Source organism: Kamptonema sp. UHCC 0994, from assembly GCF_029167235.1.
Classification (GTDB): domain Bacteria; phylum Cyanobacteriota; class Cyanobacteriia; order Cyanobacteriales; family Microcoleaceae; genus Kamptonema.
In genome coordinates this window covers 20,352-44,699 of sequence record NZ_JARFTR010000258.1, presented here as the reverse complement: position 1 = coordinate 44,699, position 24,348 = coordinate 20,352, and the positions used below count along the sequence as shown (strand labels likewise).

General features: G+C 43.5%; 25 protein-coding genes. 13 read left to right on the top strand and 12 right to left on the bottom strand.

Translation table 11 applies throughout. The annotated features are described in order from the left end of the window. The first annotated feature begins 119 nt into the window (after positions 1-119). From PY364_RS22780 to PY364_RS22770, 3 genes are all read left to right on the top strand, one after another. Positions 120-314, top strand: coding sequence for a hypothetical protein (locus tag PY364_RS22780; protein ID WP_275526564.1), 195 nt, complete (start codon positions 120-122; stop codon positions 312-314). Between the two features lie 73 nt (positions 315-387). Continuing rightward, the gene (locus PY364_RS22775; RefSeq protein ID WP_275526562.1) at positions 388-1,218 is read left to right on the top strand and encodes a mobilization protein MobD-like protein; all 831 of its coding nucleotides are present in this window, start codon (positions 388-390) and stop codon (positions 1,216-1,218) included. Between the two features lie 184 nt (positions 1,219-1,402). Next, positions 1,403-2,467 (top strand): DUF6753 family protein, encoded by a 1,065-nt coding sequence (locus PY364_RS22770; protein WP_275526560.1) that lies wholly within the window; start codon positions 1,403-1,405, stop codon positions 2,465-2,467. A gap of 76 nt (positions 2,468-2,543) precedes the next feature. Here the strand turns inward: PY364_RS22770 and PY364_RS22765 are convergent, their stop codons facing one another. Continuing rightward, positions 2,544-3,689, bottom strand: a complete 1,146-nt coding sequence (locus tag PY364_RS22765; RefSeq protein WP_275526558.1) for a hypothetical protein — start codon at positions 3,687-3,689, stop codon at positions 2,544-2,546. 170 nt (positions 3,690-3,859) lie between these two features. On the opposite strand from PY364_RS22765, the gene PY364_RS22760 reads away from it, so the two are divergent. Both PY364_RS22760 and PY364_RS22755 read left to right on the top strand, forming a co-directional pair. After that, on the top strand, positions 3,860-4,135 hold the full coding sequence (locus tag PY364_RS22760; RefSeq protein ID WP_275526556.1) for a hypothetical protein: 276 nt from the start codon (positions 3,860-3,862) through the stop codon (positions 4,133-4,135). Between the two features lie 39 nt (positions 4,136-4,174). Next, entirely contained in the window at positions 4,175-4,795 is a 621-nt protein-coding gene (locus PY364_RS22755; RefSeq protein ID WP_275526554.1) for a Uma2 family endonuclease, read from the top strand. A gap of 137 nt (positions 4,796-4,932) precedes the next feature. Here PY364_RS22755 and PY364_RS22750 read toward each other — a convergent pair whose 3' ends face one another. The 3 genes from PY364_RS22750 to PY364_RS22740 form a co-directional block, all read right to left on the bottom strand. Continuing rightward, positions 4,933-5,451 (bottom strand): hypothetical protein, encoded by a 519-nt coding sequence (locus tag PY364_RS22750; RefSeq protein ID WP_275526552.1) that lies wholly within the window; start codon positions 5,449-5,451, stop codon positions 4,933-4,935. Positions 5,452-5,715: 264 nt separating this feature from the next. Further along, positions 5,716-6,075: a hypothetical protein gene (locus PY364_RS22745; protein ID WP_275526550.1), complete on the bottom strand. Its 360-nt coding sequence runs from the start codon at positions 6,073-6,075 to the stop codon at positions 5,716-5,718. Positions 6,076-6,463: 388 nt separating this feature from the next. Next, positions 6,464-7,201, bottom strand: coding sequence for a hypothetical protein (locus PY364_RS22740; RefSeq protein WP_275526548.1), 738 nt, complete (start codon positions 7,199-7,201; stop codon positions 6,464-6,466). A gap of 221 nt (positions 7,202-7,422) precedes the next feature. Between PY364_RS22740 and PY364_RS22735 the strand changes: the two genes are divergently transcribed. Next, positions 7,423-9,027, top strand: coding sequence for an AAA family ATPase (locus PY364_RS22735; protein WP_275526546.1), 1,605 nt, complete (start codon positions 7,423-7,425; stop codon positions 9,025-9,027). Here the strand turns inward: PY364_RS22735 and PY364_RS22730 are convergent. Beyond that, complete coding sequence (locus PY364_RS22730; RefSeq protein ID WP_275526544.1) at positions 9,012-9,140, bottom strand: hypothetical protein; 129 nt, start codon at positions 9,138-9,140, stop codon at positions 9,012-9,014. The two genes, PY364_RS22735 and PY364_RS22730, sit on opposite strands and share 16 nt — an antisense overlap. Positions 9,141-9,250: 110 nt before the next feature. Between PY364_RS22730 and PY364_RS22725 the strand changes: the two genes are divergently transcribed. After that, entirely contained in the window at positions 9,251-9,922 is a 672-nt protein-coding gene (locus PY364_RS22725) for a glutathione S-transferase (RefSeq protein ID WP_275526542.1), read from the top strand. 32 nt (positions 9,923-9,954) lie between these two features. Next, the gene (locus PY364_RS22720; protein WP_275526540.1) at positions 9,955-10,857 is read left to right on the top strand and encodes an arylamine N-acetyltransferase; all 903 of its coding nucleotides are present in this window, start codon (positions 9,955-9,957) and stop codon (positions 10,855-10,857) included. Between the two features lie 222 nt (positions 10,858-11,079). On the opposite strand, the gene PY364_RS22715 is transcribed toward PY364_RS22720, so the two are convergent. Together PY364_RS22715 and PY364_RS22710 are read right to left on the bottom strand one after the other, a co-directional pair. Further along, the gene (locus PY364_RS22715) at positions 11,080-12,858 is read right to left on the bottom strand and encodes a bifunctional 3'-5' exonuclease/DNA polymerase (RefSeq protein ID WP_275526538.1); all 1,779 of its coding nucleotides are present in this window, start codon (positions 12,856-12,858) and stop codon (positions 11,080-11,082) included. Between the two features lie 198 nt (positions 12,859-13,056). Next, positions 13,057-13,641, bottom strand: a complete 585-nt coding sequence (locus PY364_RS22710; protein ID WP_275526536.1) for a class I SAM-dependent methyltransferase — start codon at positions 13,639-13,641, stop codon at positions 13,057-13,059. A 200-nt stretch (positions 13,642-13,841) separates the two neighbouring features. Between PY364_RS22710 and PY364_RS22705 the strand changes: the two genes are divergently transcribed. The 3 genes from PY364_RS22705 (at position 13,842) to PY364_RS22695 (ending at position 16,922) form a co-directional block, all read left to right on the top strand. Next, positions 13,842-14,063: a hypothetical protein gene (locus PY364_RS22705; protein ID WP_275526534.1), complete on the top strand. Its 222-nt coding sequence runs from the start codon at positions 13,842-13,844 to the stop codon at positions 14,061-14,063. 164 nt (positions 14,064-14,227) lie between these two features. After that, positions 14,228-16,318 carry a hypothetical protein gene (locus PY364_RS22700; protein WP_275526532.1) on the top strand — a complete coding sequence of 697 codons (2,091 nt, stop codon included), beginning with the start codon at positions 14,228-14,230 and terminating at the stop codon, positions 16,316-16,318. Between the two features lie 28 nt (positions 16,319-16,346). Then, positions 16,347-16,922, top strand: a complete 576-nt coding sequence (locus tag PY364_RS22695; RefSeq protein WP_275526530.1) for a hypothetical protein — start codon at positions 16,347-16,349, stop codon at positions 16,920-16,922. A gap of 303 nt (positions 16,923-17,225) precedes the next feature. On the opposite strand, the gene PY364_RS22690 is transcribed toward PY364_RS22695, so the two are convergent. Then, a complete protein-coding gene (locus tag PY364_RS22690) occupies positions 17,226-18,374 on the bottom strand; it encodes a DUF5895 domain-containing protein (RefSeq protein WP_275526528.1) in 1,149 nt (382 codons plus the stop codon). Positions 18,375-18,621: 247 nt separating this feature from the next. On the opposite strand from PY364_RS22690, the gene PY364_RS22685 reads away from it, so the two are divergent. Beyond that, positions 18,622-20,574, top strand: coding sequence for a type IV secretion system DNA-binding domain-containing protein (locus tag PY364_RS22685; RefSeq protein ID WP_275526526.1), 1,953 nt, complete (start codon positions 18,622-18,624; stop codon positions 20,572-20,574). Positions 20,575-20,777: 203 nt separating this feature from the next. Further along, positions 20,778-21,977 (top strand): hybrid sensor histidine kinase/response regulator, encoded by a 1,200-nt coding sequence (locus PY364_RS22680; protein ID WP_275526524.1) that lies wholly within the window; start codon positions 20,778-20,780, stop codon positions 21,975-21,977. Here the strand turns inward: PY364_RS22680 and PY364_RS22675 are convergent. The 4 genes from PY364_RS22675 to PY364_RS22660 form a co-directional block, all read right to left on the bottom strand. After that, complete coding sequence (locus PY364_RS22675) at positions 21,949-22,605, bottom strand: response regulator transcription factor (RefSeq protein WP_275526522.1); 657 nt, start codon at positions 22,603-22,605, stop codon at positions 21,949-21,951. The two genes, PY364_RS22680 and PY364_RS22675, sit on opposite strands and share 29 nt — an antisense overlap. A 12-nt stretch (positions 22,606-22,617) precedes the next feature. Then, the gene (locus tag PY364_RS22670) at positions 22,618-22,791 is read right to left on the bottom strand and encodes a hypothetical protein (RefSeq protein WP_275526520.1); all 174 of its coding nucleotides are present in this window, start codon (positions 22,789-22,791) and stop codon (positions 22,618-22,620) included. A 399-nt stretch (positions 22,792-23,190) separates the two neighbouring features. Then, entirely contained in the window at positions 23,191-23,865 is a 675-nt protein-coding gene (locus tag PY364_RS22665) for a hypothetical protein (protein ID WP_275526518.1), read from the bottom strand. A gap of 121 nt (positions 23,866-23,986) precedes the next feature. Further along, positions 23,987-24,289, bottom strand: coding sequence for a hypothetical protein (locus PY364_RS22660; protein WP_275526516.1), 303 nt, complete (start codon positions 24,287-24,289; stop codon positions 23,987-23,989). Positions 24,290-24,348 lie beyond the last annotated feature (59 nt).

Sequence of the window (24,348 nt, the reverse complement as noted above, 5' to 3'; positions counted from 1 at the left end):
GGCTAAAAATTTCAGGCGCACAGTGGAAATCGGAAAGTGTTTCCCAAATGTTACAACTGCGTTGTGCCTACCTGAATGGCGAATTTGCAGTTTAATATTTTTGTTTTTACCAAATCGGGATGCTCCCAGGTTTCACTACAGCAAGCGAGTCAGTTCTCTCTAAACCATCTCGTCAATCTTCAAGAGCGCCACAAGCTATCAGTTCGAGTTTAGAACTAGAACAGATGACAGACTCAGAATTTGACCCCAGCGAGGGTGACACAGTTAATCTAGCAGGATTCGATCCGGCGATGCTAGGGCCCACCTTTAGCTAGGGAATCTAAGGAATTGAGATGGTTTTTACCTTGTCTAAGGTTTTATTTAGGAGCAACATTGTGGAGATTTTTTATGACTAATATGATTCATTTAGTTGATGGAGAAATCGGTGGTGTTGGTAAGTCTATGTGGAGTTGCCTTCTCGTAGAGTACAACAACAAGTACGACTTTCTTTATACCCTAATCGATGGCGATGCGGGCAATCCCAACGTGCAGCAGCGCTATCCCGAGTCTGCTAAAGTCATTACTTTGGCGGAAGATGAAGAAAACTTTGAGGCAGACATCATTTTCGAGACAGCTTTGCAGGCTCCTGTCATTGTCAATTTGCCAGCTCGCGTTTCTTCTATAATAGATGGCTGGATTGAGACGGCGGGTTTGTTAACTGCTTCTTTTAAAGAAAAGTCAGGCATAGATGTTTGCAAATGGTTTTTGTGCAGTGGGCGTGCTGATAGTATCGAGATGTTTTTGGAATCAGTTAACCGCTTTCAAGGCCGACTGAAACACATTTTAGTCCGCAATTTTGGGGTGTGCAAAGATTGGTCTCACCTCAGCAGCCATAAAAACCTAAATAAGCTGCTTGAAGAACACAGCATTTTAGTTGTTGACTTGCCTAAACTCAGTGCTTTAGAACGAAGGTTGCTCGACACTAATAAAAGCCTGTCTCTAACAGGTGCGCTATCACATCCCAGCTTTCATTTACTCAACCAACAGCGAATGTACACTTTTCTAGAAAATACTTGTGATGCAATTGAGGCAACGAGAATTTTCAATCAAGCTCCCTATCGACCTAATCTAAAAAGCGAGAATCGTTCGCGGTCAGTAGTGGTACAAGATATTAAGAAACAGCCATCAGATGAAGCTGTTTTAGATACTGGCGAAGGGGAAGGGGAAGGCAACGCTTAGAACTCTGCCGAATGGAAAAATCTAAGTTATTGTTAGCTGTTATTGAACAAAGAAAAGCTAACAATGAGCTAGTTTTTCCTTCCCCTTCCCCTGACAGACTTTAACCGCACTGCAAGCATCGCCCCTTCAGGAGTCGAGAGGGGTGGGAGTGTCAATGTAATTTCAGGGATTATGAGAGGAACTTATGTCAGATGATGCAACCGGAGTTAGCGATAGAAAGATTGAAAAATTGGCAGAAGTTGAGTTTAATGATGATTTTTCAGAGAAGACTGTAGAGCGTTTAGTAAATGATGAGAATTTGGAGGGTCAATATGAAGAAGATGAAAATAGTGACTCATATTTGTGGCAGCAAATAGACCAGGAGCTAACCCCTGATAAGACTTCTGTGGGAGATAACTTATTCAAATTAGCTGCACCACCTGCTTTTGAGCATGAGCGTGAGTCTCTTATCAGTCAGGCACTCAAAGGCAAAAATGCTGAATTTCGTTCCGAAGTTATTAACAATGCTTACCGCTACGGTTTGGATAAAAATGACCCTTTGTTTATTGTACTTCTAGCAACGGGTCAACTCGAATTGCTCCTCGAAAAAAAGCCTCAAGAAATTGATTCATTTTTCAGGAATTGGGAGTCAAAATGGCAAGCGGAATTAAAAGACTCTGAAGCTGTTATCTCTCAAGAACTAGAGCAAGTACGGCAGCTAATTGATAACTGGGAACAAGATAGCCGGGAGTTTTTAGAACGACAGGGTAAAGCAGCAGTCAACGTACAGCACCGAAAGATTGCTAGTTCAGTTAAAACGTTAGTTCAGCAAGCTGCTTTAGAGAAAGTTGCTCACGATATTTGGTCAGTAATTTTTGGAAGTGCGGCCGTATTAGGGGCAATAGCCATCGGCGTGTTTATCGGGTTGGCAATTCCTAAGTTTGCTCCAGCAACACCCCTCGATCCAAAAGGGCCTCGCCAGTTAACTCTCAAAGAAGCTGTGGCAATGAATTGGGGGTTGAGTGCTGAAGGACAATTTGCAATGAAAAATGCAGAAGCGATCAAGTGGGCTATTAGTAGTGAGGGAAAATATGCTCAACAATTTATGAGTTGGAATCAAGCTTTGTTGAGTGAAAAAAATGGAAAAATGTTGTGTGAAAGTGAGGTGAATCGATTGGGAGTAACGCTAACTGTAGAGGGTAAAGCGGCGACAGATGGCTTCTGTACTTTGTGGACGAGAAATCCCAAAGAGCGAGTTTTTGCTCCCTAATGAAGGGGAAGGGGAAGGGGAAGGGAGTAGGGAAAAAGTACCAAGAGGTAACAAACAAGTAGGAAGGAAGTAAACGTCAAATTCTCCCCTTCTCCCCCTCCCCCTCTCTCCCTTCCCCCTCCCCCTCTCCCTTCTCCTTCGTTCTGTATCGCGTTTCAATCTGTTCCAAATATTGCATTTCACAAGGTGTGTGAGCAACACGTTGTTCGAGCAAATTCAAAATTTCTACCTCAAATGGGTCGAGGTTGCCTGATTCAAAAAGTCGGTTTATGCGATCGCACACTTGCTTTAAGCGTGGTTCGCTCTCCAATGGCACAACAGTTAGCGCTCTGTGCTTGAAGGTGTGAAGCTGTATGGTACAGGTAGGAACGTGCTGCATCCAGACTGTGGCTGTCTTTTCTCCAACGGAGTCAATTCGGCCTAACCTGTGGTGAAGCTCAGGGCGATCAGGCGCGTACACTTCTACTAAGGAACCACATTTGAGTGTCAGTTGGTGAGCAATGGGAGGTTGATTTTCAGGTTCCACCGTTTGGCACCGCTCCTGTAAAGCCTGGGCAACTTTAGCCCGACGGCTGCGAGCATCATTTGCCAAAGCAAGGACTTCCTTTTTTGTCAACCCAGCAGAGCGAGTTAGTATTTTCCATTTCATTTCGTTTCCTCCAATGGAACCCAGAGTATCTACTGCTGTAGCAAACTGAGCATCCCTGCGAATCGTTTTTGGGGATACCTTGAACTGCACCCCCAACTTTTCCTCTGTTTTCAAGTGGTCAAAATGACCACTTGATTTTCTGTCGCCGCCGTGGGACTGCTTTGCCAGCTCGTAGCAAGTGCCGCGCAAATAGCTAACAGATTCAGACGTAAGATTGCGGCGACCCAGTTGATTGAGGAGCATCCAAACTTTGACAGCGTTGCGACTGTCGAAAGATTTTTCTACAGTTTGGTAGGGGATGCTGTGTGCAGTACAAATAGCATACCTGTTGTGACCGTCAATCAGAATTTTCTCCTCAGTCCAGACCACCAATGGGTCTCGACATCCTTCCTCAAGGATACTGGCTTCTAAGGTAGCAAACTCGCTCGGACTCAAAGGAGGGATGAGCGCCTTGAATTCTGGGTCAATCTGCGGGGAGTCCGCAACAGTGTGGCGGCGCTTGGAAGTTGGGTCGAGCAAAACTACTAACGATTGACGCTGCTCATTGCCCAATGTCTCCTGAGTTGGGTACATTTTCTTGTGCCTCCTGAAATAAGTCAGCCCTGAGCTTGTCAGCAATAAAGCCAGACACCAGCTTGAAGATTATCGCTGGTATAGGTTTATTCCATATTTTCTATAGTAACATGGAATCGGAATAAAAATGTGGGATAATAAAGAAAATAGAGAAAGGATAATGTTGCCAAATGCCTCCAAGAAAAGGAACGCTACTCCACCCCAACTCTCTGGCTAATTTGAAGTTAGGCGGAGGCGAACCTCGATATGAGGAGCCAAAGAAGCAAAGGAACATTCAGGTAACATCTGCGGGATGGGAGGGTTTTCGCACTATTGCCAGAGAGCGAGGATTGAGCTTGAGTGAATTGATTGAACAGATTGGTAGGCGAAAGATTACTTTGGCTGACACCGAGGAACAGAGGCGCAAACAACCCACCGCTAAGCTTTCAGGTATGGCGGAGCTTTAAATAAAAATGCACATTGCCGTCGTTTGAGGAACAAACACAATGGTTCAATCACCTCCAAAACTTATAACTGTTGATGAATTTATTACCAACTACGGCGACAGCGATAGTTACGAACTAATTGATGGTGAATTAACCGAAATGGAACCAACAGGGCCTCACGAGCAAGTATCTGGGTTTCTGGGACGAAAACTGAATGTAGAAATTGACCGCCTGGATTTACCTTACTTTCTCCCTCCTCGCTGTCTCATCAAACTATTAGGAACAGCAACAGCTTTTCGCCCTGATGTGATTGTATTAGATCAAAATCGACTAATTAATGAACCTTTGTGGCAACAAGAACCTGTGATTACGTCAGGTTCCTCAATTAAACTAATCGCTGAAGTTGTTAGCACTAACTGGCAGAACGACTATGCCCGTAAAGTTGAAGATTATGCACTGCTAGGAGTGCCTGAATATTGGATTGTTGACTATCTGGGTATTGGTGGTAGAGAATATATTGGCAAACCCAAACAGCCAACAGTTACTATTTGTACGCTGCAAGATGATGAGTATCAAAAACAGTTGTTTCAAAATGAAGATCGACTGATTTCCTCAATTTTTCCTGACTTGCAATTAACGGCACGACAAATCTTCGCAGCAGGCAGATATGCTGCTATGTAGCAATTCTCTAGGTAACGTCAGTAGGACGGAGAGGGAATTCGTGCGAGCGCGATTGAAGGGGGATTGAGCTTCAATGAATAGAGCGAACAACTTGGTAGGATCTAATTACCCTTGGCAAACACGAGAAAAGCAATTAACTAGCTCTCCAAATTGTCAAGGTTTAAAGATGAAAATAGCTGTGGATGATTTTCAAGTTGCTTCTTGATTTGTGTTTTCAACCAATCGATAGGTGCGTCTTTTTTGTTGAGTTTAAGACTCAGGCGATCGCTTTTAGGCAGAGTAGAATTGATTGCTCGAATAACGGTGCGGCATTGTCGAAGAGTGAGGCTATCGACTTGAATGAAGGGCAGATTTAATGGGTCAGTATCGAGTTGAATATTTGAAGCAAGTTCGGCTTTAACTTGTAGCGAAGAGGTTAAGCCTTGTTCTGCTGTTAGTTCTTGAGTTGCTGCACATTCAGCAACAGCAGGAAAGGAAGTAATTTCATTGAGAATAGGTACAAACTTTGGGGTAATTTCTGCCTCCTGTTTTTCCGCAAGATTCATCTGCTTCGATGTAGAAAGCGTAGCGATATAGTGAACAATTAAGCCACCGTAACCAAGGATTACTACAGTTTCAATTGTTAGGGTGAGAAAATGTTGAATAGGTTCGTACATGGCGAGAATTTACAAGTAGAACATCTCTCAAACGCGCTCGCGTTTAAACTCAAATCTTTTTAAATAAAACAATCATTTGATTTACAAACAGGCAGTTTTTCCCAACTTGTTGTTCGACCTATTTTGTTGCCTAAAACCAATCAACTAAAACTTTCAGAAAATGCGATTCTAAATGTTGCAAATGGAACTGGGTGTGGTGGGTGGGTTAAAAAAAATCCTGCTTTGAGCAGGACTTTACCCCCTTTGTTGGGGGTAACAATCAACTTACTTGACGAAATCATCAAGGTCTTCATCATCGTCAGTAACCTTTTTCTTATTAGCGGCTTTAACTGCCGATTCGATATAGCGGAAGTGCAAGTCAATCACTGCTTGCTCCGATGCGAGCCAGTAAACATTGCTCAGGATTTCTTCAAGTATCTCGTTAGCTGAGTAGCCTTCATATTGCTTGTTAAACCAAGTATTGAATGCTTCCCAGTCAAGAGCTTTACCTTTCGGCAACTGCCGCTGTTTGGCACGTCCCGTTAATTCGCGAGCGACGTGCAGAAACATCTCAAAGCGTTGTTCTTCAAGAGTTTCAGCGAATTGCTTTTGCATCGGAGTTTGAGCGGATTTGCGATTAGCCATGATTAACACTCCAAGTGTTTTTTATTCACAACTAAAGCGACGAAAGTCGGCTAATTAGAATTAATTAAAAAGATTAGTGGTGGGTGGGTGGGTAAAATCAAATTCACAACCAATGCTAAGGTTTAATTGGTTGTGAATTTGTTGGTATAATTCCCAGAGCACCCTGACTCGGATGGTGGCGACAATCATTACCATGAAGGGGAAGGGGAAGGGGAAGGGGAAGGAAGGGAAATGGTTAGAAAAACTTTAGTAAAATCGCGTCATTACTGAAAATTTTTCCTTCCCCTCTCCTTATTAAATGAATTGCGATTCTTAGAAAAAGCCTCGATAGAGGCTAAAAAAGCTCTACTATTTCGGCAGAGCTTTCTCATCGGAATTGAGCAATTAATTATTCATCGTCTTCGTCAAATTCCTCGTCTTCGTCTAAACTAAAATCATCTGAGTCTGAGTCTGAGCCATCATCCTCCTCATCGTTATCTTCATCGCTTTCTTCGTCTTCGTCATCAATTCCATCGAGTATGTCATCAATTTCATCATCATCTTCATCATCGAGTTCGTCGTTATCATCGAGTTCTTCAGTATCTTCTTCAGAGGACTTAGCTAACTCGTTGCGACGCTTTAAACTTTGAGCATTGAACTCCATTAAATCCGCAATAGCAGCTTGTGGATTTTCAGCAATGGAATCGTAAAGTTGGCTCATCGCTAGGGCAACAACTTCGACATCATACTTGAGTTCATCAGGCCGACCAACTAGCTTGGGAAACACAGTATTGTTCCACTCTTGCCAGTCGAACTTTTTGCCATTGCCGTTGCCGTTACGCTTGTTCAACTGAGCTTGAATATCTAATCCCAGTTTTTCACGAATTGCGTGACCTACCTTTGTCGAAATACGGCTATTGCGACGCTGAATTGTCACACCGTACTTCTTATGAATTGTATTACGAATCTGTTTGACTAGCTCAACAGCAATTTGCTCGGCGCTGAGGTTAGGTTGAGGTTTTGATTTGGCTCCATTATTACTGCCGACTGTTTGACTGTTCTTCTTTTCAGGCGGTTTAGATTTAGCAGCAACAGGTGACTGAGAGCGATTTGGAGTAGCTGCGGTTTGCTTTTTAGTTATGGCCATGATTGACAATTTAACTTACATAACATCAATTTATGAGTGCCGCTAGGCACAATTACTAAAATTGAGGGGGAGTGCGGAGAGGGAGACTGAGAGAATTTGACGTTTCCTTCCCCCTCACCCCTTCTCCCTCCAATTGAGGGATGTTAATTCATCTAGTAGTAGGGAGTTACATTTAAAGATTGGTGGTTAAAGTAGTTGAAGTGTTATTGGAGAAGTGAAAAGTGAAAAATATTTCCTCGCTTACAAATATATTGGCAAATAATACTCCCATTGTTGCAGTAGAATATTGCAGTGCAGATAGAAAAGCTATCTTGTCATCATTTTATCAGTATGGCGATGAGCGCTCTTTACCTGTTTATTACTGGAATCCCGGATATGCAAATATTCAGGAGGTGCGATGTTTTGATAGTAAATGCGTCCTCTGCAAGACTGAGCTTTCAGCTTTGAATGATGTTCTGCAATTTATGTTGGAAAGTGACCGCCCTGGCATCTTTTTGTTAGAGGATATTTTGGAGTCAGGCAGTGCCAGTGAGCCTATTATCCGCCGTTATTCTCAGTTCGCTAACGCATTCTTTGAGTTGAAAGAGCGTTCAGCCGAGCAATATTGGGTACTCCTGGGTGAGTACATCCAATTACCATCAAAGTTAAGGCCTTTAATTCCTCTACTTAAATGTTCGCTACCTGATAGTTTGGAAGTAGGAGTTATTATAGATAAATTTTGCGCTCGGAATTGTTCCCTTGATTTTGGTTCAGATGCGGTGACAGCTAAAAAACGGCTGGCTGTTTCTAGTTTAGGGCTGCCACAGGCTGAAATTGAATTGGTGTTAGAGCGATCGCTCTCTGTGACCACTTCAGTTGTTCATATCGCACAGTTGGTATTGGAGTATAAAATATCGCAACTTCGAGACCAGGGGTTGGAGTTCATTGCTTCTCCAGACGTGCCTCATGCTGGCGGTTTAGATCTATTAGATGCTTATTTGCAAGATGTCACGAAGTTATCCGACAGTAATGCGAGGAAATATCACCTTAAACCTCCGAAAGGAATGCTGCTGTGGGGGCCGCCGGGGACGGGCAAAAGTTTGAGTGCAAAGCTAGCTGCTAAAAAACTAGGCTATGCGCTTATATCCGCAAGTTGGGGCAATATTCTCGGTGCTTCTAATCCGGATCGCGCTCTCCATAAAATGCTGGAGACAGCGGATAATTTGGGTGGCTGTGTGCTGTTTTTTGATGATTTTGATAAGGGTTTTTCTGGCTGGGAATCAAATGCGGATGGTGGTGTAGCTAGGCGGCTGTCACAGAAGTTGCTAACTTGGATGCAGGAGCATGAAAGTGAAGTGCTAATGTTAGCTACTGTTAACCGTTTAGAAATGCTGCCGGCTGAACTTATCCGCAGATTTGATGATGGCGGAATCTGGTTTGTGGATTTGCCACATAGCGGCGCTCGTTATGAGATTTTCAATTTGCATTTGGCTAAGTATTTCAAGGAGCAGTTTGGGGATGGAATTGAGAATCCTTGGAGTGAAAGGCAGTGGTATTCGTTGCTATCTGATTATGCCGGAGCCACGAGTGCGGAAATTGCGATCGCAGTTAAGCGCTGCGCTGAACGAGCTTATTGTGAAGGCAGGCCGGGTAAAATTGAATTGGCTGATTTACGTTATCAGAGGACTCAGTTTGTGCTGTCATCTGAGCGTTCTTCTGAAGATATTCAGGGGATTCGTAATAAAGCGTCCTTTGCTCGGCCTGCAACTGGTCGCGATCGCTCTTTGTTTGCAGCGGGCGACCAAGAATTGTTTGAGTACCGGCCACCTGCTTACGATCCAATTTGATCGTCAAGGCAATTTTTGGCGATCCAAATAAATGGCGAGCGCTGTAAAAACACACCGATCGTAATCAGCTTGTCAATGTTCAAGGCGATCGCCTTGGATTTTGACAGTAGCACAGGAATCAGATAGTTAGATATAAATTATTTCCCCTAAAATCTATATCTAGATCAAAGGACTTGAGCATTCTGGTAAATTAGAACGCACTTGCAACAATTAGAGTAAGCAGATGATTACTGTCCACCACTTAAATAATTCTCGCTCCCAGCGCATTCTATGGTTGTTAGAGGAACTGGGGCTGGAGTATGACATCAAGTATTACGAACGTGACCCCAAAACGCTGCTAGCACCAGCGGCTCTGCGTCAGATTCATCCTCTGGGTAAGTCGCCTGTCATCACTGATGGAACGCTAACCTTAGCCGAATCTGGAGCCATCATTGAATACTTGGTGGAGCAATACGGTGGAGGACGATTATCACCGCCACCCGGCACACCCGAGCGATGGCGCTATATCTACTGGCTGCATTATGCTGAAGGCTCAGCTATGCCATCCCTGCTGCTCAAGCTGGTCTTCGATCGCATTGAGCAACAACCCCTGCCATTTTTTATCAAACCGATCGCACAGACGATCGCCAGACGCACCAAGGATACGTTCATTACTCCTCAAATTACGCAGCACCTCAATTATTTAGAAGCAGAGCTTGAGCAAAGCCTCTGGTTTGCTGGAGATGAATTCACCGCGGTTGATATTCAGATGAGCTTTCCCATTGAGGTAGCAATTGCGCGAGGCGGATTGGATGCCAGTCGTCCCAGGCTAATGGAGTTTTGCGATCGCATCCATTCTCGCCCGGCCTATCAACAGGCATTAAAACGGGGTGGTACATACCAGCTTGCGAGTTGACTGGAACAGTTAGTTTTTGGAGGATGACCCCTATGGTAGATCGACACCCATTGCTTTTACGCGCCGAACAGATTGCTGCGAATCTGCAACCATTGCAACAACGACTGACTGAGATCGACCTTGATGCCTATTTTCAACGAATTGGCTATAGTGGCGACTGTTCACCCAGGCTGACAACGTTACAGGCAATTCATCAACGACATTCCCAAACGATCGCGTTTGAAAACCTCAATTCACTCCTGAAACAACCTGTAAAGCTGGATTTAGCATCCTTGCAACAAAAACTAATCAATGAGGGACGGGGCGGCTATTGTTTTGAGCAAAATTCACTGTTGCGGGATGTTTTGCTTGCTCTTGGCTTTCAGTTAAAAAATTTGGCAGCCCGTGTGCTGTGGAATTTACCATCCGGGACGATCGCACCTCGCAGTCATATGGTATTGTGGGTCAATATTGATGGAGAGCCATACATTGCAGATGTGGGATTCGGAGGATTAACGCTCACCACGCCGCTTGCTTTGACACCGGATATTGAACAAGCTACATCCCATGAATCATTTCGATTTATCGCCACAGATCGCACCTACATCATGCAAGCATATATCAAGCAGGAGTGGAAATCACTTTACAGATTCGATCTTCAGGAGCAAGAATTACCCGATTATGAGGTGAGTAATTGGTATGTTTCAACTCATCCCAACTCGATTTTTGTTACTAACTTGATGGCGGCAAAACCGGATTCAAATTGTCGTTATGCCTTGTGGAATAATCAGTTTACGGTACATTATTTGGACGGTCGAACAGAACATCGTATCCTTTCAACGGTTGCAGAGTTACGCGCTACCCTTGAGAATGTTTTTTGTCTCAACCTGGGAGCGATCGCTGACCTCGATCGGATGTTACAACAGTTAATTGAGCGATGGTGTGCGATGACCTAACGATTCTCTCGGTTGATGGTTAATCAATATAACATACCATTCTTAATGCAACGTGAGTTTGATAGTGTGCGATGCCTGCGGTGGTAACTAACGTAGGAAGTGCTGGCTAAGCCTACGCCACCATCCGGTTGCGCTCAAGTCACATAAATTAAGACTTAACTTGAACGCAGTAGCCGCTTTACCACTTTCTATTCACCACTCCTTTCCTTCCTCGTTAATCTATTACCCTCCCCAACTTTCAATCACATTAATTTCTACTTGGCAAGGAATTGGAGAGAGAAACTTATTCCCGGCTCTCACCATACATTTTTCAAGCATTGCTTTAACTGACGACACTTTTTCAAGAGGACACTCGATTAAAATTTCATCGTGAACGACACAAATCAGTCTCGCTCTCGTGCGACTCAAAGGATTAAACAATAGAGCAAGAGCGAGTTTAGTAATGTCAGCACTCATTCCTTGAATGGGGTTATTTAACATCTCATTAAGCAACGGCTTAGTCTCTTTTGACCATAATCTCCTTCTGCCTAAAACGGTGCGACTTTCTCGAATACCTCGGCTCCATGCACTCCGAACTTTGGCATGAAATTGTTTGATACCTGTATAGGATTCAAAGAACTTCTTCCGAAAGTACGAAGCTTGTTCCACAGTTAAAATGACTCCATGCTCTGCTTGAGCCATCAGCTTAAATTTCCTAACTCCCATGCCATAAATTAAACCGAAGTTAATAATTTTGCCGAGTTGTCTATCTTCGATAGTAATTTCAGCTAAAAGTTTTCCCAACACCAAGGAAGCTGTCAAAGAATGCAAATCTTCCCCTTGAGAGTAAGCTTTAACCATCCTAATATCCCCCGACACTTTCGCCATAATCCGCAGTTCAATCTGGCTGTAATCGGCTTTAAGTAGGACGTAACCGGGTGCAGCTTTAAAACACTGCCTGGTTTCTTTATCTCTAGGGATATTTGTTAAATTTGGCTTTCGACAACTAAACCGCCCTGACCGAGCCCCAATCTGAAACCAGTTAGGATGAATGCGCCCTGTAATTGGGTGAATATGTTCTGGTAAACCCAGAGCAAAAGTGTTGATACGAGCTGATAAGCTGCGATATTCTAAGAGTGCTTGAATAACGGGATACTCGCCCTGTAAAGGAATTAATTGTTGAGAATTAGTGGAAGTAACAGGAATGCCTTTCTCTTGCAAAGCCGCTAAGACTTGTTTCGGAGAACGAGGATTAATTGTATCCGTGAATTCCGGTAACAAAGAGATTTGTTTATGAGGGTTAGGTCGATGGAGTTGTGAATTAATTTGTCTTAAAAGGGAATCGCGTTTAGTCGCGAGTTTCTCTCCTAAAATACCCCACTGTTCTCTATCTAAAAGCATCCCATTAAGTTCCATAGAAGCCACCGCAGGTAAACAGGCAAATTCTAGTTTCGCAGTCTGCCAAAGTTGTGCTGAATAAAGTTGACGGTGAAGTACCTCACATAGCGGTAGTAAGATGGCAGCATCAGTAGCAGCATATTGCAGTTGAGTTCTACTCAGTTCTCCTGACCAGTCGCTAACCTGCTGTGCTTTGTCTAGCTTCACTTTCAGCAATTTATCAGCAACAGCTTCCAGAGACGAAGTGCGCTTGAGTCCGGCTATTAGCACGCGGTAAGCCAGATAAGTATCAAAAAAAGGTTTGGATGGTGAAAGCCCAGCCCTAGTCAGCATCAGCCAGTCAAACTTGAGGTTATGTCCAATTTTGAGGGCATTTCCGGCTAACAGGGAACGCAGGGGGCCAAGATCGGTGGGCGCGATCGCAAAGAGATCGATGATCGCTACTGGCCTATCGGGAATAGCAAGCTGTACCAGGCGAACTTTAGCTCGGTATGGGTCAATTCCAAAAGCCGTTTCGCAGTCAATTCCAAAGCATGAAGCCTGTTGAAATGGTTTAAGAGCTAATTCTAATTCTGAACCACTATTTAACAGTTGATAAGGAGTTTGAACTAGGTTAAGTTTCATTTGAGGGGGAGGGGGAAGGGGAAGGGGAAGGGGAAGGTTAAGAGAAAGGGAGGGAGAAGGGGAGAGGGTGAGAGGGTGAGGAAAAACAAGTTATTTAGGGAAGGGAAAGGGAAGCGAAAATCCAGGTTTGTGTTAACTTTTATTGAAGAAAGAAAAGCTAAAATTTATCCTTCCTTCCCCTTCCCCTTCCCCTTCCCCTTATTTTTTAGCAATTACTAACCAAGATTCGACAGTAACAGGCCTTAATGTTCCCCAAAAAGCTTCTAGGGGCAGTTCAATTAGTTGGGCATCAATTTGATTTAACCATCCCCTAAACGCTCTCGCCTTAGAACATTGGCTATGCTTGTGAGAAGCGCTGACAACTGAAACCAATCGCCCACCCGGTGCGAGAAATAGATCGAAAGCTCGTCTGATAATTGTTAAGTCAACTCCTCTTTCTGATGGACTAAATGAAAAAGGAGGATTGGCTACTAATAGTGGATAGAGACGCTGGGGTTCAGCTTTCATAAAATCCGAGCCAACTAAATTAAATCCTTGCTGAAATAAAATTTGTTGCAGCAAGGGATTAATTTCAATGACATCGACAATGGCTCCAGCAGATTGCAGTTTTCTAGCAACAGCACCTTCTCCGGCTGTCGGATCTAACGCTACAATACCGGGAGTGACTTGAGCATATTTTAACATTTCTTCTAAAACAAATTCTGATGAGGGAAACCACGAATAAGGTGGATTAGTTAATAGTTTTTCGTACAGGTTTTGAGGATGGATAGGTAAATAATTCATAATCCCAAGATTAGTTAATAGCTTGTTGACAACCGCAATCGGTAGCAAGCTATTGCTAAAGAAGATTGTTGTTTATAGTTAAACCTACCCCCTCCATTAGGATCGATCCAGTTGAGCTATCAAATATTGTCGATTGTGGTGATGGCATTGGTTTGATCGTTAACTTAGGCTAGAAGTGTTTTCTAGTTTCATGTATTGTTATGAACCCTAATTACTCAGACGAATCCACATCAAGCTACAACACTTCTGGCTACCAGTCAGAGGGCTATCAATCAGGTGGCTATTCATTACCTCAGAAATCTCAAGAAGGTAACTTTGAAGACGGCTATCAAGAAAATGTGTACGACGAGTCCAATCTAGCAGATTGTGCTTGGACGGACACAGCATCTCATCCCAATCCACAGTTTGAACTGGAAATTTAATAGTTGGGAGTGGGGAGGGCAGCTTTATGACATAGGCAACCCAACCTTCCCACTTATAGCAGTTTTCAATTGGGTAGGTACTACTTTTAATTAGCAATTAGCAATTAGCAACTACCCTGTTATCACTGAAAATTGCTCTAATTGTTGTTGGAACTGCCAATGCTATGAAAGTGCTAAATAATGTTTGCTTTGAACTGAATAAGTTAATTTGGCTCTTAATAAGAGCTACAGCAATTGGGTTAATTTCTGTTGTCATAGCACTGGAATTACCAGGAATTGCTAATGCTTCTTCTGAGTTAAATTCCTTACCAGTTAGGATTTGGGAAATTCCTGGTAATGACCAGCAAAAGTCTGCTACAAGAGTTTTATTACCTGACTGGAGCCAAATTACTTTTAGCAATTTACCACCAGTTTCTAATTCATCTAGTTGGGGAGGTCGTAGTTGGTCACAAGGCAACACTCCTGACCAAATCTTGCAACTTGGAGACATCAGCGAAGCTCTCAAACCAGAAATTCTTTCTCTTGAAAGCATTGAACAGTTAGCAACAGGAGGAACAAACCTAGAAAATATCTCTCTAGCAGCATTTCCACTCTTGGGCAGACAAAAGGTAGAGAAGCTCATCCAAATTGTGCCAAATTTAAGCTCTTTGAAATTGAAAGAAGTTGTCCCTCTTGCATCTTTAGCTTCTCAAACTTCGCTCATAAATGTCTCTAATGCTGGCGAACTACCGCTCAGTCAAGTTATGTCTAAATTTCCCCAGTTCGCAGAAGCTTCTCTCAACCAAATCGACCTTTCTGGGTTTTCTTTAATGGACATTCCCTCTTTATCAAGTGTCAATTTAGAACAGTTTGAGGGGTGGATATCAGAGCGGATTGCTGACATTCCCTTACTCAATCAAGTGCCTTTGAGCAGTTTCCCAATTCCTGTGGGAGAACTGGGTTCAACTGTGATGCGAATTGACATGATTTATGGAACGGCTGAAAGTAAGCGCTCTAATACAATCTCAGGTTCTAACGTAGAAGGATTTGCGGTAGCGTGCCAGAAAGATTGTGCTTACATTGAACTTGATGACTTAGAAAACAGCGGTCGCAAGCTTGCATCGAAACTGGAAGGGAAGCAGTGGATTAGTGGGAAATATCAGGAAGTGCAAGGCGGTTCTGGCTGTTTGGCTGGTTGGGAACCAACGGGTCGGCATCCCTTTGGAGATGCGTTTAAAGTAGTGGTAATGGAGCCATCAGAAACCAGCGATACTGTTGACACGGCTCTGTACTTCAGGTTTAGTTTGCCTTGTGGGAAATCGCCTTACATTATTGGCCCATTTCCGTTCTTGTCCTACCAAACAAATTCCCCTATCTTTGTTGGCAAAGTGGAGGGGGGTGCTTCTAACAGTATTTCTCGCCCTACTGATGCTGTATCTTCACCAAAACTTTCCCAACCAAAAGGCTCAAATCAACAGCCGCCTCAGCTTAAACAAAACCGTCCACCCACTCCCAAATCAAAGGGAGATTGCGCCCAACCTGCCACCTACATTAACAACGTAGATGTGGCTGCTTTATCCGAGGCGATCGCCAATTTGGAAAGTGCAGGTAGTGGTGACTACGAAGCAATCGGTACTGCTACCTGTGCAGATGGCTCACGCAACTGCGGGCGGGCACTCGGTCGCTATCAATTTATGAGCTACCGGGAAGATGTGCAGGAGGCGATCGCTTCTGTACCTGGGGGTGCGGAGTTCCTCAAAAAAGTTAATAGTGGCACCCAGCCTACTTCTGAGGAGCTTTTTCAATATTTTCCCCCAGCGGTTCAGGATCGGGTTTTGCAAAATTCTCTGGCTGAGAGTGTAGTTGGCACGCAGCAGGAAATTGACCCGACAACTAGGCAGTTATTCAGTGGCGATCGCTTAATTGAACGAGTGGCACAAAAGCACTTTGGCGGTTCTAGTAGCAAGGTGGATGCCAGCTACTCGGACATTTTAGGAGGCTACTCGCTTAAGCAGTACGGAGAAAAAGTCAAAACCCTTTACAACTATAACCGCAACAATAGCAGTTGCATTTCGAGTTCTATCAGCAACCACTCTGGCGGTGAGACATGGACTTGGCGTACTCGTTGGTTGCCAATAGCCGCGACTATCAGCATGGTTTTAGGGTCAATAAAGTTCTTTAGGGGAGAATTTTCAGTACGCTTGAAACACTCATTTCTACTACAAGCCATTTTGGGTTTAGCAGTAGCAATAGCGGCAACTACACTTGCTCATTGAATTTATTAGTGTCTGAATAGAGGAAAATATGCAAGAGTTGAATGAACAGGTAGTCAAATGTAGTAAACCCCCAGCTTGGTTGAATCGGACTGGCTATTGGTTTCGTATTGGTTTAACAATCTTTATTGGCTTAGCAATGCTATTGGGGACGGCTGCTTGCAGTGCGAGTAGCGATACAACTTTTTCTCAATTATCCTGGGAGAAAGCTAGTGGAATTGTTCCCGCAGAAACCTTGATCGAGATTGTACAGTCTCATAGTAGCATTGTGGAGCCAAAAGAGGCGATCGCCACTATGCGTGTCCAACAAGTTAGGGGTAATAAAGGTCAACTTAATTTGTACGACTTTAACAATTCCAAACTGTGTGGCAAGATGGGCTGTCTTTACGTTGGCTACTTAATCCCTAATGATAAAAGTCAGGTTAAACGTGAAGTTTTCACAGCTTACCTTAACCCCAATATTGCACCAAAAACAGCTTTATTTGCAGTTGAAGGAAGTGAACAAGCGGAGGTGGAATTGCCCTGTTTAATTGTGAACCAACTCGTAAAAACAAGCCAACGCAGGCTGAAATTTTGCTATAATGGTCTTGTCTATCAACTGACGTAGGAAAGGGGAGTGGGGAGTGGGGAATGGGGAGTAGGGAGTATCGGATAGCTTTTGATTACCAACGACAGAATAAGGGTTTGAGGAAAATTACCACCAAGAGCAAATTAACCCTTGTAGTCATTTTTCCCTAAGTTTCCGAAGGATTGATTGAAGAAAGGAAAGCTAAAATTTATCTTTCCTTCTCCTTCCCTTCCCCTTATTCTCAAAAGTACAAAGAAGGAAGTAGAAAGTAAGTCTCAAATTCTCCCCCTCCCCCTTTCCCCCCACTCCCCACTCCCCATTCCCCATTCCCTCCTTCAAAACTTAATCAAAGTCAGTTTCTCCATCCACCTCAATTTCAACCTCTGTTGGTACTTCAAAGTCATCCAATTCGTCTAGTTCTGTATCAAATTCTGACTCAACTTGTGATATTTTACGAGGCAGCTTGGATTGACTTTTCGCTTGACTTTTACGGTGGTTTGAATTTTTACCTAAAGCAGGCAACACCTGAACTTTAAGGGCTTGACCTTTACGGTGGTCTAAATCTTTACTTAAAGCAGGCAACACCTGAACTTTAAGGGAGGCTGAACGTTCTGGTTTGTTATCAGCATTAGCCGCTAAAGCTGGTAATTGAGCTTCTCCAGCTTCAAGAAAGCCACCAATGCTATTGTGTAGATTCCAAACCTCTTTTTTCTGTTTTGGCTTACCGAGGTATAGTTTAGGCAAATTCGCCTTAGTTGGCTTAGTAATGCTGTAAGTTTTGCAGCAGAACGATTTATTTTTGCCTTCCCCTTCTTTGATAGCTCGGAAGTGAACATTCAAGACTCCTAAAGAGCGCCATCTGTCATTCTTGCCACTGTATTCTACCTCAAAGTAATCAGCAAATGCCCTTTCTAAGTTGCGGTAAAACTCTTCTCTAGCACTCTTAAAGCTCCAAAGAGAGACATTTTTAAACCGCACTACTATGGGGGATTTGTGCAATGGTAAATTCTGGGAATTTAAGAAAATGAGAGCGTGTTCTGAACAGACTTCCTGCATCTTTTTGTTGAAACTATGGCGGTATTCGTCATACAATCCAACAAATGCACCAGCTAATTCACCATTTTCTTCAATATCTTTGTATCGAATGTACTCTGGCATAAAAGCTAATACCAAAATTTTCACTTTTTGGAGCAGCAATCCTGTCACTTCTTCAGTTAAATCAACTGTCGTTAACTCGGCTTCGGATGGGATGGAGTACCACTCAGCTTTAATGAGTTGGTCAGTAGGAATTAAGATGCCAGCAGGGTTATCATTGATGACAATACCGTAGGGTAAAGACGGTTTGCGTGCTTGATTGTATCCACTGCCGAATAGTTCTGGGTCAACTTTATATGCTTCAGAAGTTGTGTTTTCTTGAGTAGCTTCCTTTGCACTTTTAGGTGTTGATATTTTAGTCTTTGTTTGGGGTGTAGCGTTATTAGTTCTGACCATTATTTACTTATTTGAGTCGTTATCAACCCCCAGAGGCGATAGCCGTTCTTTTAATGTAGAAGGGGAAGGGGAAGGAAGGATACAGCAGATTGCAGGTTTGTAGATGACAGCTTAGTAGCGATAAAAGCAATAATAACCTGTTTTTCCGTTCGGTATCTCACGGCGCAGCCTTCCTCTTCCCCTTCTCCTTCCCCCTCACTCAATAACCTAGTTTTTCCTTCCCCTTCCCCTTCCCCTTCCCCTTCCTATGAAAAATCTTCAATTGTTTTCTCAAAACAACCCAAAATTAGTGCTTCAAGTCCAAACCCAGCCTGTCACTAAACGCCCGCTTATTGGTATAGACTTCAAGGGTTTGATTGGTCAATTTATCAATCCAGAAGGACTTTCAATGCTAGGCTTATTACTAGCTTTGTTTATTTTCTCCAAGATCATTGGAAGTGGCAAAGGGAAAGTTACTTCGGGTCGGTTGTGCGGTACGGCTGAAAAGATGGCAGCGACAGGTCTAGCGCTCAAACAAATGAAAGAAAAAAAGCGGCAACCCGTTACTTTATGGAGCGGTACGCCGACTTATTGGTTCAAGAATATAAAGGGATTGAGCGCTCAGTTACAAACGCTATTAGGCGCAAATCCTACTGTTTGGTTTCCCCATGCTGAACGCGGTACTTTAGTAATTGGTGCTCCGGGTTCTGGCAAAACTTTTAGCGTGATTGACCGGATGGTTGAGAGTGCATTTCAGCAAGGTTTTCCTGTGATTATTTACGATAAAAAAGGAGACCAGATGAAGCTGCACGCGCCCCTAGCAGTGCGCTACGGCTATGACGTACAAGTGTTTGCACCGGGGGAAGCTTATTCGGGTGTAATCAACCCTCTGGATTTTATGAGAGATGCCCAAGATGCAGTAATGGCAGCAGAAATTGGGCAAGTTATTGCTCGAAATGCTAGTTCAAGTGAGGGTAAAGGTAATGAGTTTTTTGAGAAAGCAGGGGAGTTAATGGCGAAGGGTTTAGTGCAGTTAGCAAAAGGCAGTCCTTACCCAGATTTGGCTTTTGTTTATGCAATTATTCAGCTTCCAGATTTAGTTAGTCGCATTCACCATGCTGTCCACCGCCCGGAGGGCCATCCTCTCAAAATGGACAGGTGGATTGCCTCTAGTTTTTCACAGTTATTAAGTTCAAAAGATGCTGAAAAAACAGTGGCGGGTATCAAGGCAAGTGCAGAGGCAACTTATTCAAGTTTTATTCAAAAAGATTTGCTGCGGGCATTTATTGGTCACAGTACAATTCCCATTGTTTTGTCGGGAAAAAAGTGCATTATTTTTAAATTAGACGACCAAAGGCGCACTGTAGTGGGGCCGCTATTAGCTGCTGCTATTCACTTATGTGTAGTGTCTAATTTGAGTAGAGTACGTTCTGACCCATTTGTGTACTGTCTCGATGAGTTTCCGTCTCTCAAGTTCGATAGAATGGATCAGTGGGCTAACGAATATCGTTCGGCTGGTGGTGTGCCGATTGTTGGCATTCAATCCCTCAATCAACTCTATAATCTTTATGGGGATAAAAAAGGGGCGGCGATCGCAAGTGCTTTGTCAACTCATGTCTTGTTCAACCCCGGCGATTTTGATACAGCGGAGAAATATTCTAAGCGGTATGGGGAAATGGAAGTGCTGGTAAAAAATCGCTCGACAGGTAGCTCAACGGGGCAACAAACAAGCCGTTCTGTCAATTGGAGCGAGCAGTTGCAAAAGAAACCACTTTTGAGTGCCGATGAGATTCTGAGGTTTCCGCAAGGGAAGTGTGTCATCACTTCACCAGCCTACAGTTCGGATTCAGAAGCTCTGTTTCCCTATCCTTTGAAAATCCCGGTTCGACAACGAGACTTAAAGCAAGCTAAAGAGTCAGAAGCTCTCTGGGACAGTCATATTTGTCCGCAGTTGTCTCAAAGAGCGGCCTTGCTGTCTGTGAACCGATTGACGGGACAATTAATTAATATCGATCGGGAATTGGAAAATCGGATTCGAGCTGCTGAAAAAATGCTGCCTCATCCCAATGACCCCGATGAACCAGTGACAACTGGAGAGGTGGAGGTTAGGAATGTTGCCAATTCTTCTAAGTCTCTGGCTGCGGAAGCATTAATTTTTAGCAGTCTTAGGAAGAAACTGCTAGATGCTGAGATTGGGAAAGAAGGGGAGGGGGAAGGGTAGAAAAAGCTGATTATTGGGGGACGGGGAACGCTTCGCTGTGGGCTCTGCTGAACGGAAAATCTAGGTTATTGTTAGCTTTTTAGGACTTACGTAACTGTCACACTCAAATCGACTTGTAGGGTGCATCAGACGAAGTTTGACAATGATAAATCCCCTCCCTTCCCTTTCTCCCCCCTTCCCCTTCCCCCTCCCCCTCTTAAATTATGCAAATAAAAGCTGATATTTTGATTGTAGATGACAGCCGTGACAACATTCACTTACTGTCTAAAGTGCTGGTTGAAAGTGGCTACAAAGTTAGGAAAGTCATTAGTGGAGAGCGAGCGTTAAAAGCAGTGAGCCTCCAGCCTCCCGACTTGATTTTGTTGGACGTAAAAATGCCAGGGATGGATGGCTATGAAGTCTGTCGTATTTTAAAAGCACAAGAGAATACGGCAGAAATTCCGATTATTTTTATTAGTGCTTTGGATGATATTTTTGACAAAGTAAAAGGGTTTGAAGCAGGTGGCGCTGACTACATTATTAAACCCTTTGAGCCGATGGAAGTGCTGGTACGAGTGGAAGCTCAGCTAAAAATGAGCCGATTGCAGCAGCAACTTCTTTGTGCTAACAAACAATTGGTTACACAAAATAGCCAACTCGCTCAGGAAATTCAGGAAAGACAACAGGCTGAAAGGGGTTTAAAAGTTTTTATGCACGCTGTTTCCCACGACTTGCGAAATCCCATTACAGGAATATCAATTGTTTTGCAATGTTTCCTCAAAGAGCAGTCAGTTGAACCAAAGAAAGTGGTAGGAGAAAATGAAGTTGTTATTGATAAGTCAAGTTTAGAAAGTATCCTGCAAAGCTGTTCGCGCCAAATCAAACTGATTAATTCTCTGATTGAAATGCAGCAGGGTGATATTGTAGGTGTTCCTTTGGAGTTACAGCCCATGGATCTCTACAGTTTGACACGCAGCATTCTCTTTGAGTGGGAATTAATGTTGGCAAAACGCCAAATTGTCCTCAATTATCAATTTACTCCTGATTTACCTTTAGTTAATGCCGATTCCGCTCAGATCAGGCGAGTCTTTGAAAATTTGATTGGCAATGCTCTCAAATACAATCCAGTTGGATTTACGTTAACATTAGGTGCATCGCTGGAGCCAGAGGCCTCTTATCTACGCTGCACGGTGAGAGATAATGGGGTGGGAATAAAATCAGAGCAGTGTGCTTCATTGTTTGAACTGTATGTGCGAGGTAGTGGAGTTAAGCGTACTGCTGGGGTTGGGTTAGGGCTTTACATCTCGAAGCAAATAGTCGAGGCGCATGGTGGAGAAATTGGTGTAGAGAGTGAGCTAGGTAAGGGTACTACTTTTTGGTTCACTTTGCCAGTGTTTAAACCAGACCACTTCGCAGGGCAATAACCGCAGCTTGTACGCGATCGTTAGTCTCCATTTTGTTGAAAATCGCTTTAATGTAACCTTTGATAGTATTAGGGCTTAAGTGCAGTTGATGACCGATATCTTTATTACTTTTGCCCTCTGCCATTAGTTTTAATACCGTCAATTCTCGCGAGGTAAACAGGGATTCTTCGCAGTTAGTTGTTGGTTTTCTTAGATTTTGAATGACGCAACTGGCAATTTTAGCGTCTAGGTAGGTGCTACCTTCTCGGACAGCATTGATGGCTGTTAATAGCTGTTCTGTGCTAGTGCCTTTAATGCAATAACCCTCGGTTCCACAAGATAAGGAAGCCAATACTTCTGTATCACTGGTGTGTGAAGTTAGCATGAGGATGCGGGTATGGGGTAGCAATGCTTTTATTTGACTGGCAACAGCAATGCCGTCGATATCAGGCAAGCCAATATCCATCACTACGATATCTGGTTTTAGCTTTGAAGCTACATCTATTGCTGAATTGCCATCTTCTGCCTGCCCGACAATAGTAAATTGAGGTTCTGCTGCTAGGAGTCGCGATAGTCCTAATTGCATCATGGGATCGTCTTCGACAATTAGGATGGTTGATGGTTTGGTTGCTTTTACTCCAGCGATCATTTGTTCTCCAGGTTAAAGGTTAGGAAGCGAACTTTCTGCCGAAATTTGGCAGAAAGTTCGCTTCCTAAATTGTTGAACTTGCAAGCTAGTAGTGTCCTCATCTGTTGGGAAGATTTTTAATACTGCTAGTCTGTCTTTGGTTTGATAGTCGTAGGAAGGAGAAACATTGCTAAGTGTCAGAACCATTTTGGCGAGCCGATATGCCCGCCTCAGTTGACTTCGTGTAACCATGCGGTACTAAGCGAGGTTTTAAACTAGAGTTCCCTTTTGACTAAAATGGACAAGGTATGTGGGACTTGACTTAAGGCGATCGCAAGCCTGTCTGGATTTAATCCTCAAGCTATGGCTAGTTTAGAGCGTGGGTCAATTATTAGGTTTTGACAGGTCACACGAAACCTCCAGGCGCTGGCTGGGACACTTGGGCGAGCGATGGTGTCTAATTCCTCCGGTCCAGGACAGCCAACGCAAGCATAGTCGCGATCGCCCTTGCATCGCTCTTACGCCAACCCTTGCTTCTCTTTCAACGCGATCGCCAAGGCTTGCCTTAGCTTTAGCATAATTGTCAGTTTCTAATCATTGAACGAGTTAAAGCGTAACTTCATCGATTTCATCCAAATTAATAGCTGTTACTATTGACTCTGGTTTTACCCTTAAAGCATAACCGAAACTAACAAATTCACTGATTGTTTGAGAATGAATTTTGGTTTGCAACCATTTTCTGGTTTGTCGATGTTGCTTAGTATCCCAGACAAATTTAACTTTTTGTGCAGGTTGAGTTGGATGCAATGCCAAAACAATTAGTTGCAGTTTTTCAGGCTCTATCTTAAAGAATTGAGTAGCTACCCATAACTTTACCCGGTCTTCCCAAGTCATTACAGGATGCCGAATCGCCCACTCAAATAGCTTTGGTCGTCCTTTGACAAAACCAACATTTGCTGGAACTTGTATTACTTTAAATGAAGGGGAAGAGTGTTTTACTGTTTCTCCCTGCTTTTTTAGGTGTAGCTTTGCTTGAATTGGAATGTCAACAAAAAGTTTTCGCTGTGGTAAAAATAGGGTTGGCGATAGTTCTTTAAGTTCGTTAACCCACTGCTGCAACTGGGGATTACTGCTGAGAATTGTCTCAACAGGTAATCCGATTAAAATTTGCTTGACAAGTAGTTGCAAATGTTGTTGGAGATAGTTGGGAACTAAAGATGGTTTTTGTAGTTGGTTAGGCTGGACAGTTTGATTGAGGTTGGACAGAGTAATGAGGTACATTGCTCAGAGCATAAAAGGCTGAGCAATAGTGGCGATCGCCACAGAAAAAGTCGGAGAGCGCATAAGAGGATTAAAAATTTATAACCCACATCTGCTTTACCACCATCAGGAACAGATTGGTCTAGATTTGCTGCGACCCCGCAGGAATTGTTTGAGTACCGTCCCGCTGCAAAAGATCCAATTTGACGGTTGGCTGCTCGGTTTCTTCTAAAAACTGTGCCACAGATTTGATGACATCTGTTGCGGTTTTGGGTACGAGAACCAAATCTCCCGATGCCAGCATATCTAGTAGGGCACCGGGTTTTCCCTTCCCTCCGTACAAGTGACCCATAGAAGCTGCTATCTTTTCAAGTTTTTCTGGTGTCTGTGGTGCAACTCGTGCCCGAAAAACAATGCCTGAAGGCGATCTCTGTTTCCGTCCCATGCTCGACCTTATATCTGTGCTACAGTTTTAACAAGTGGTAAGCCTATACTAAAAATTGT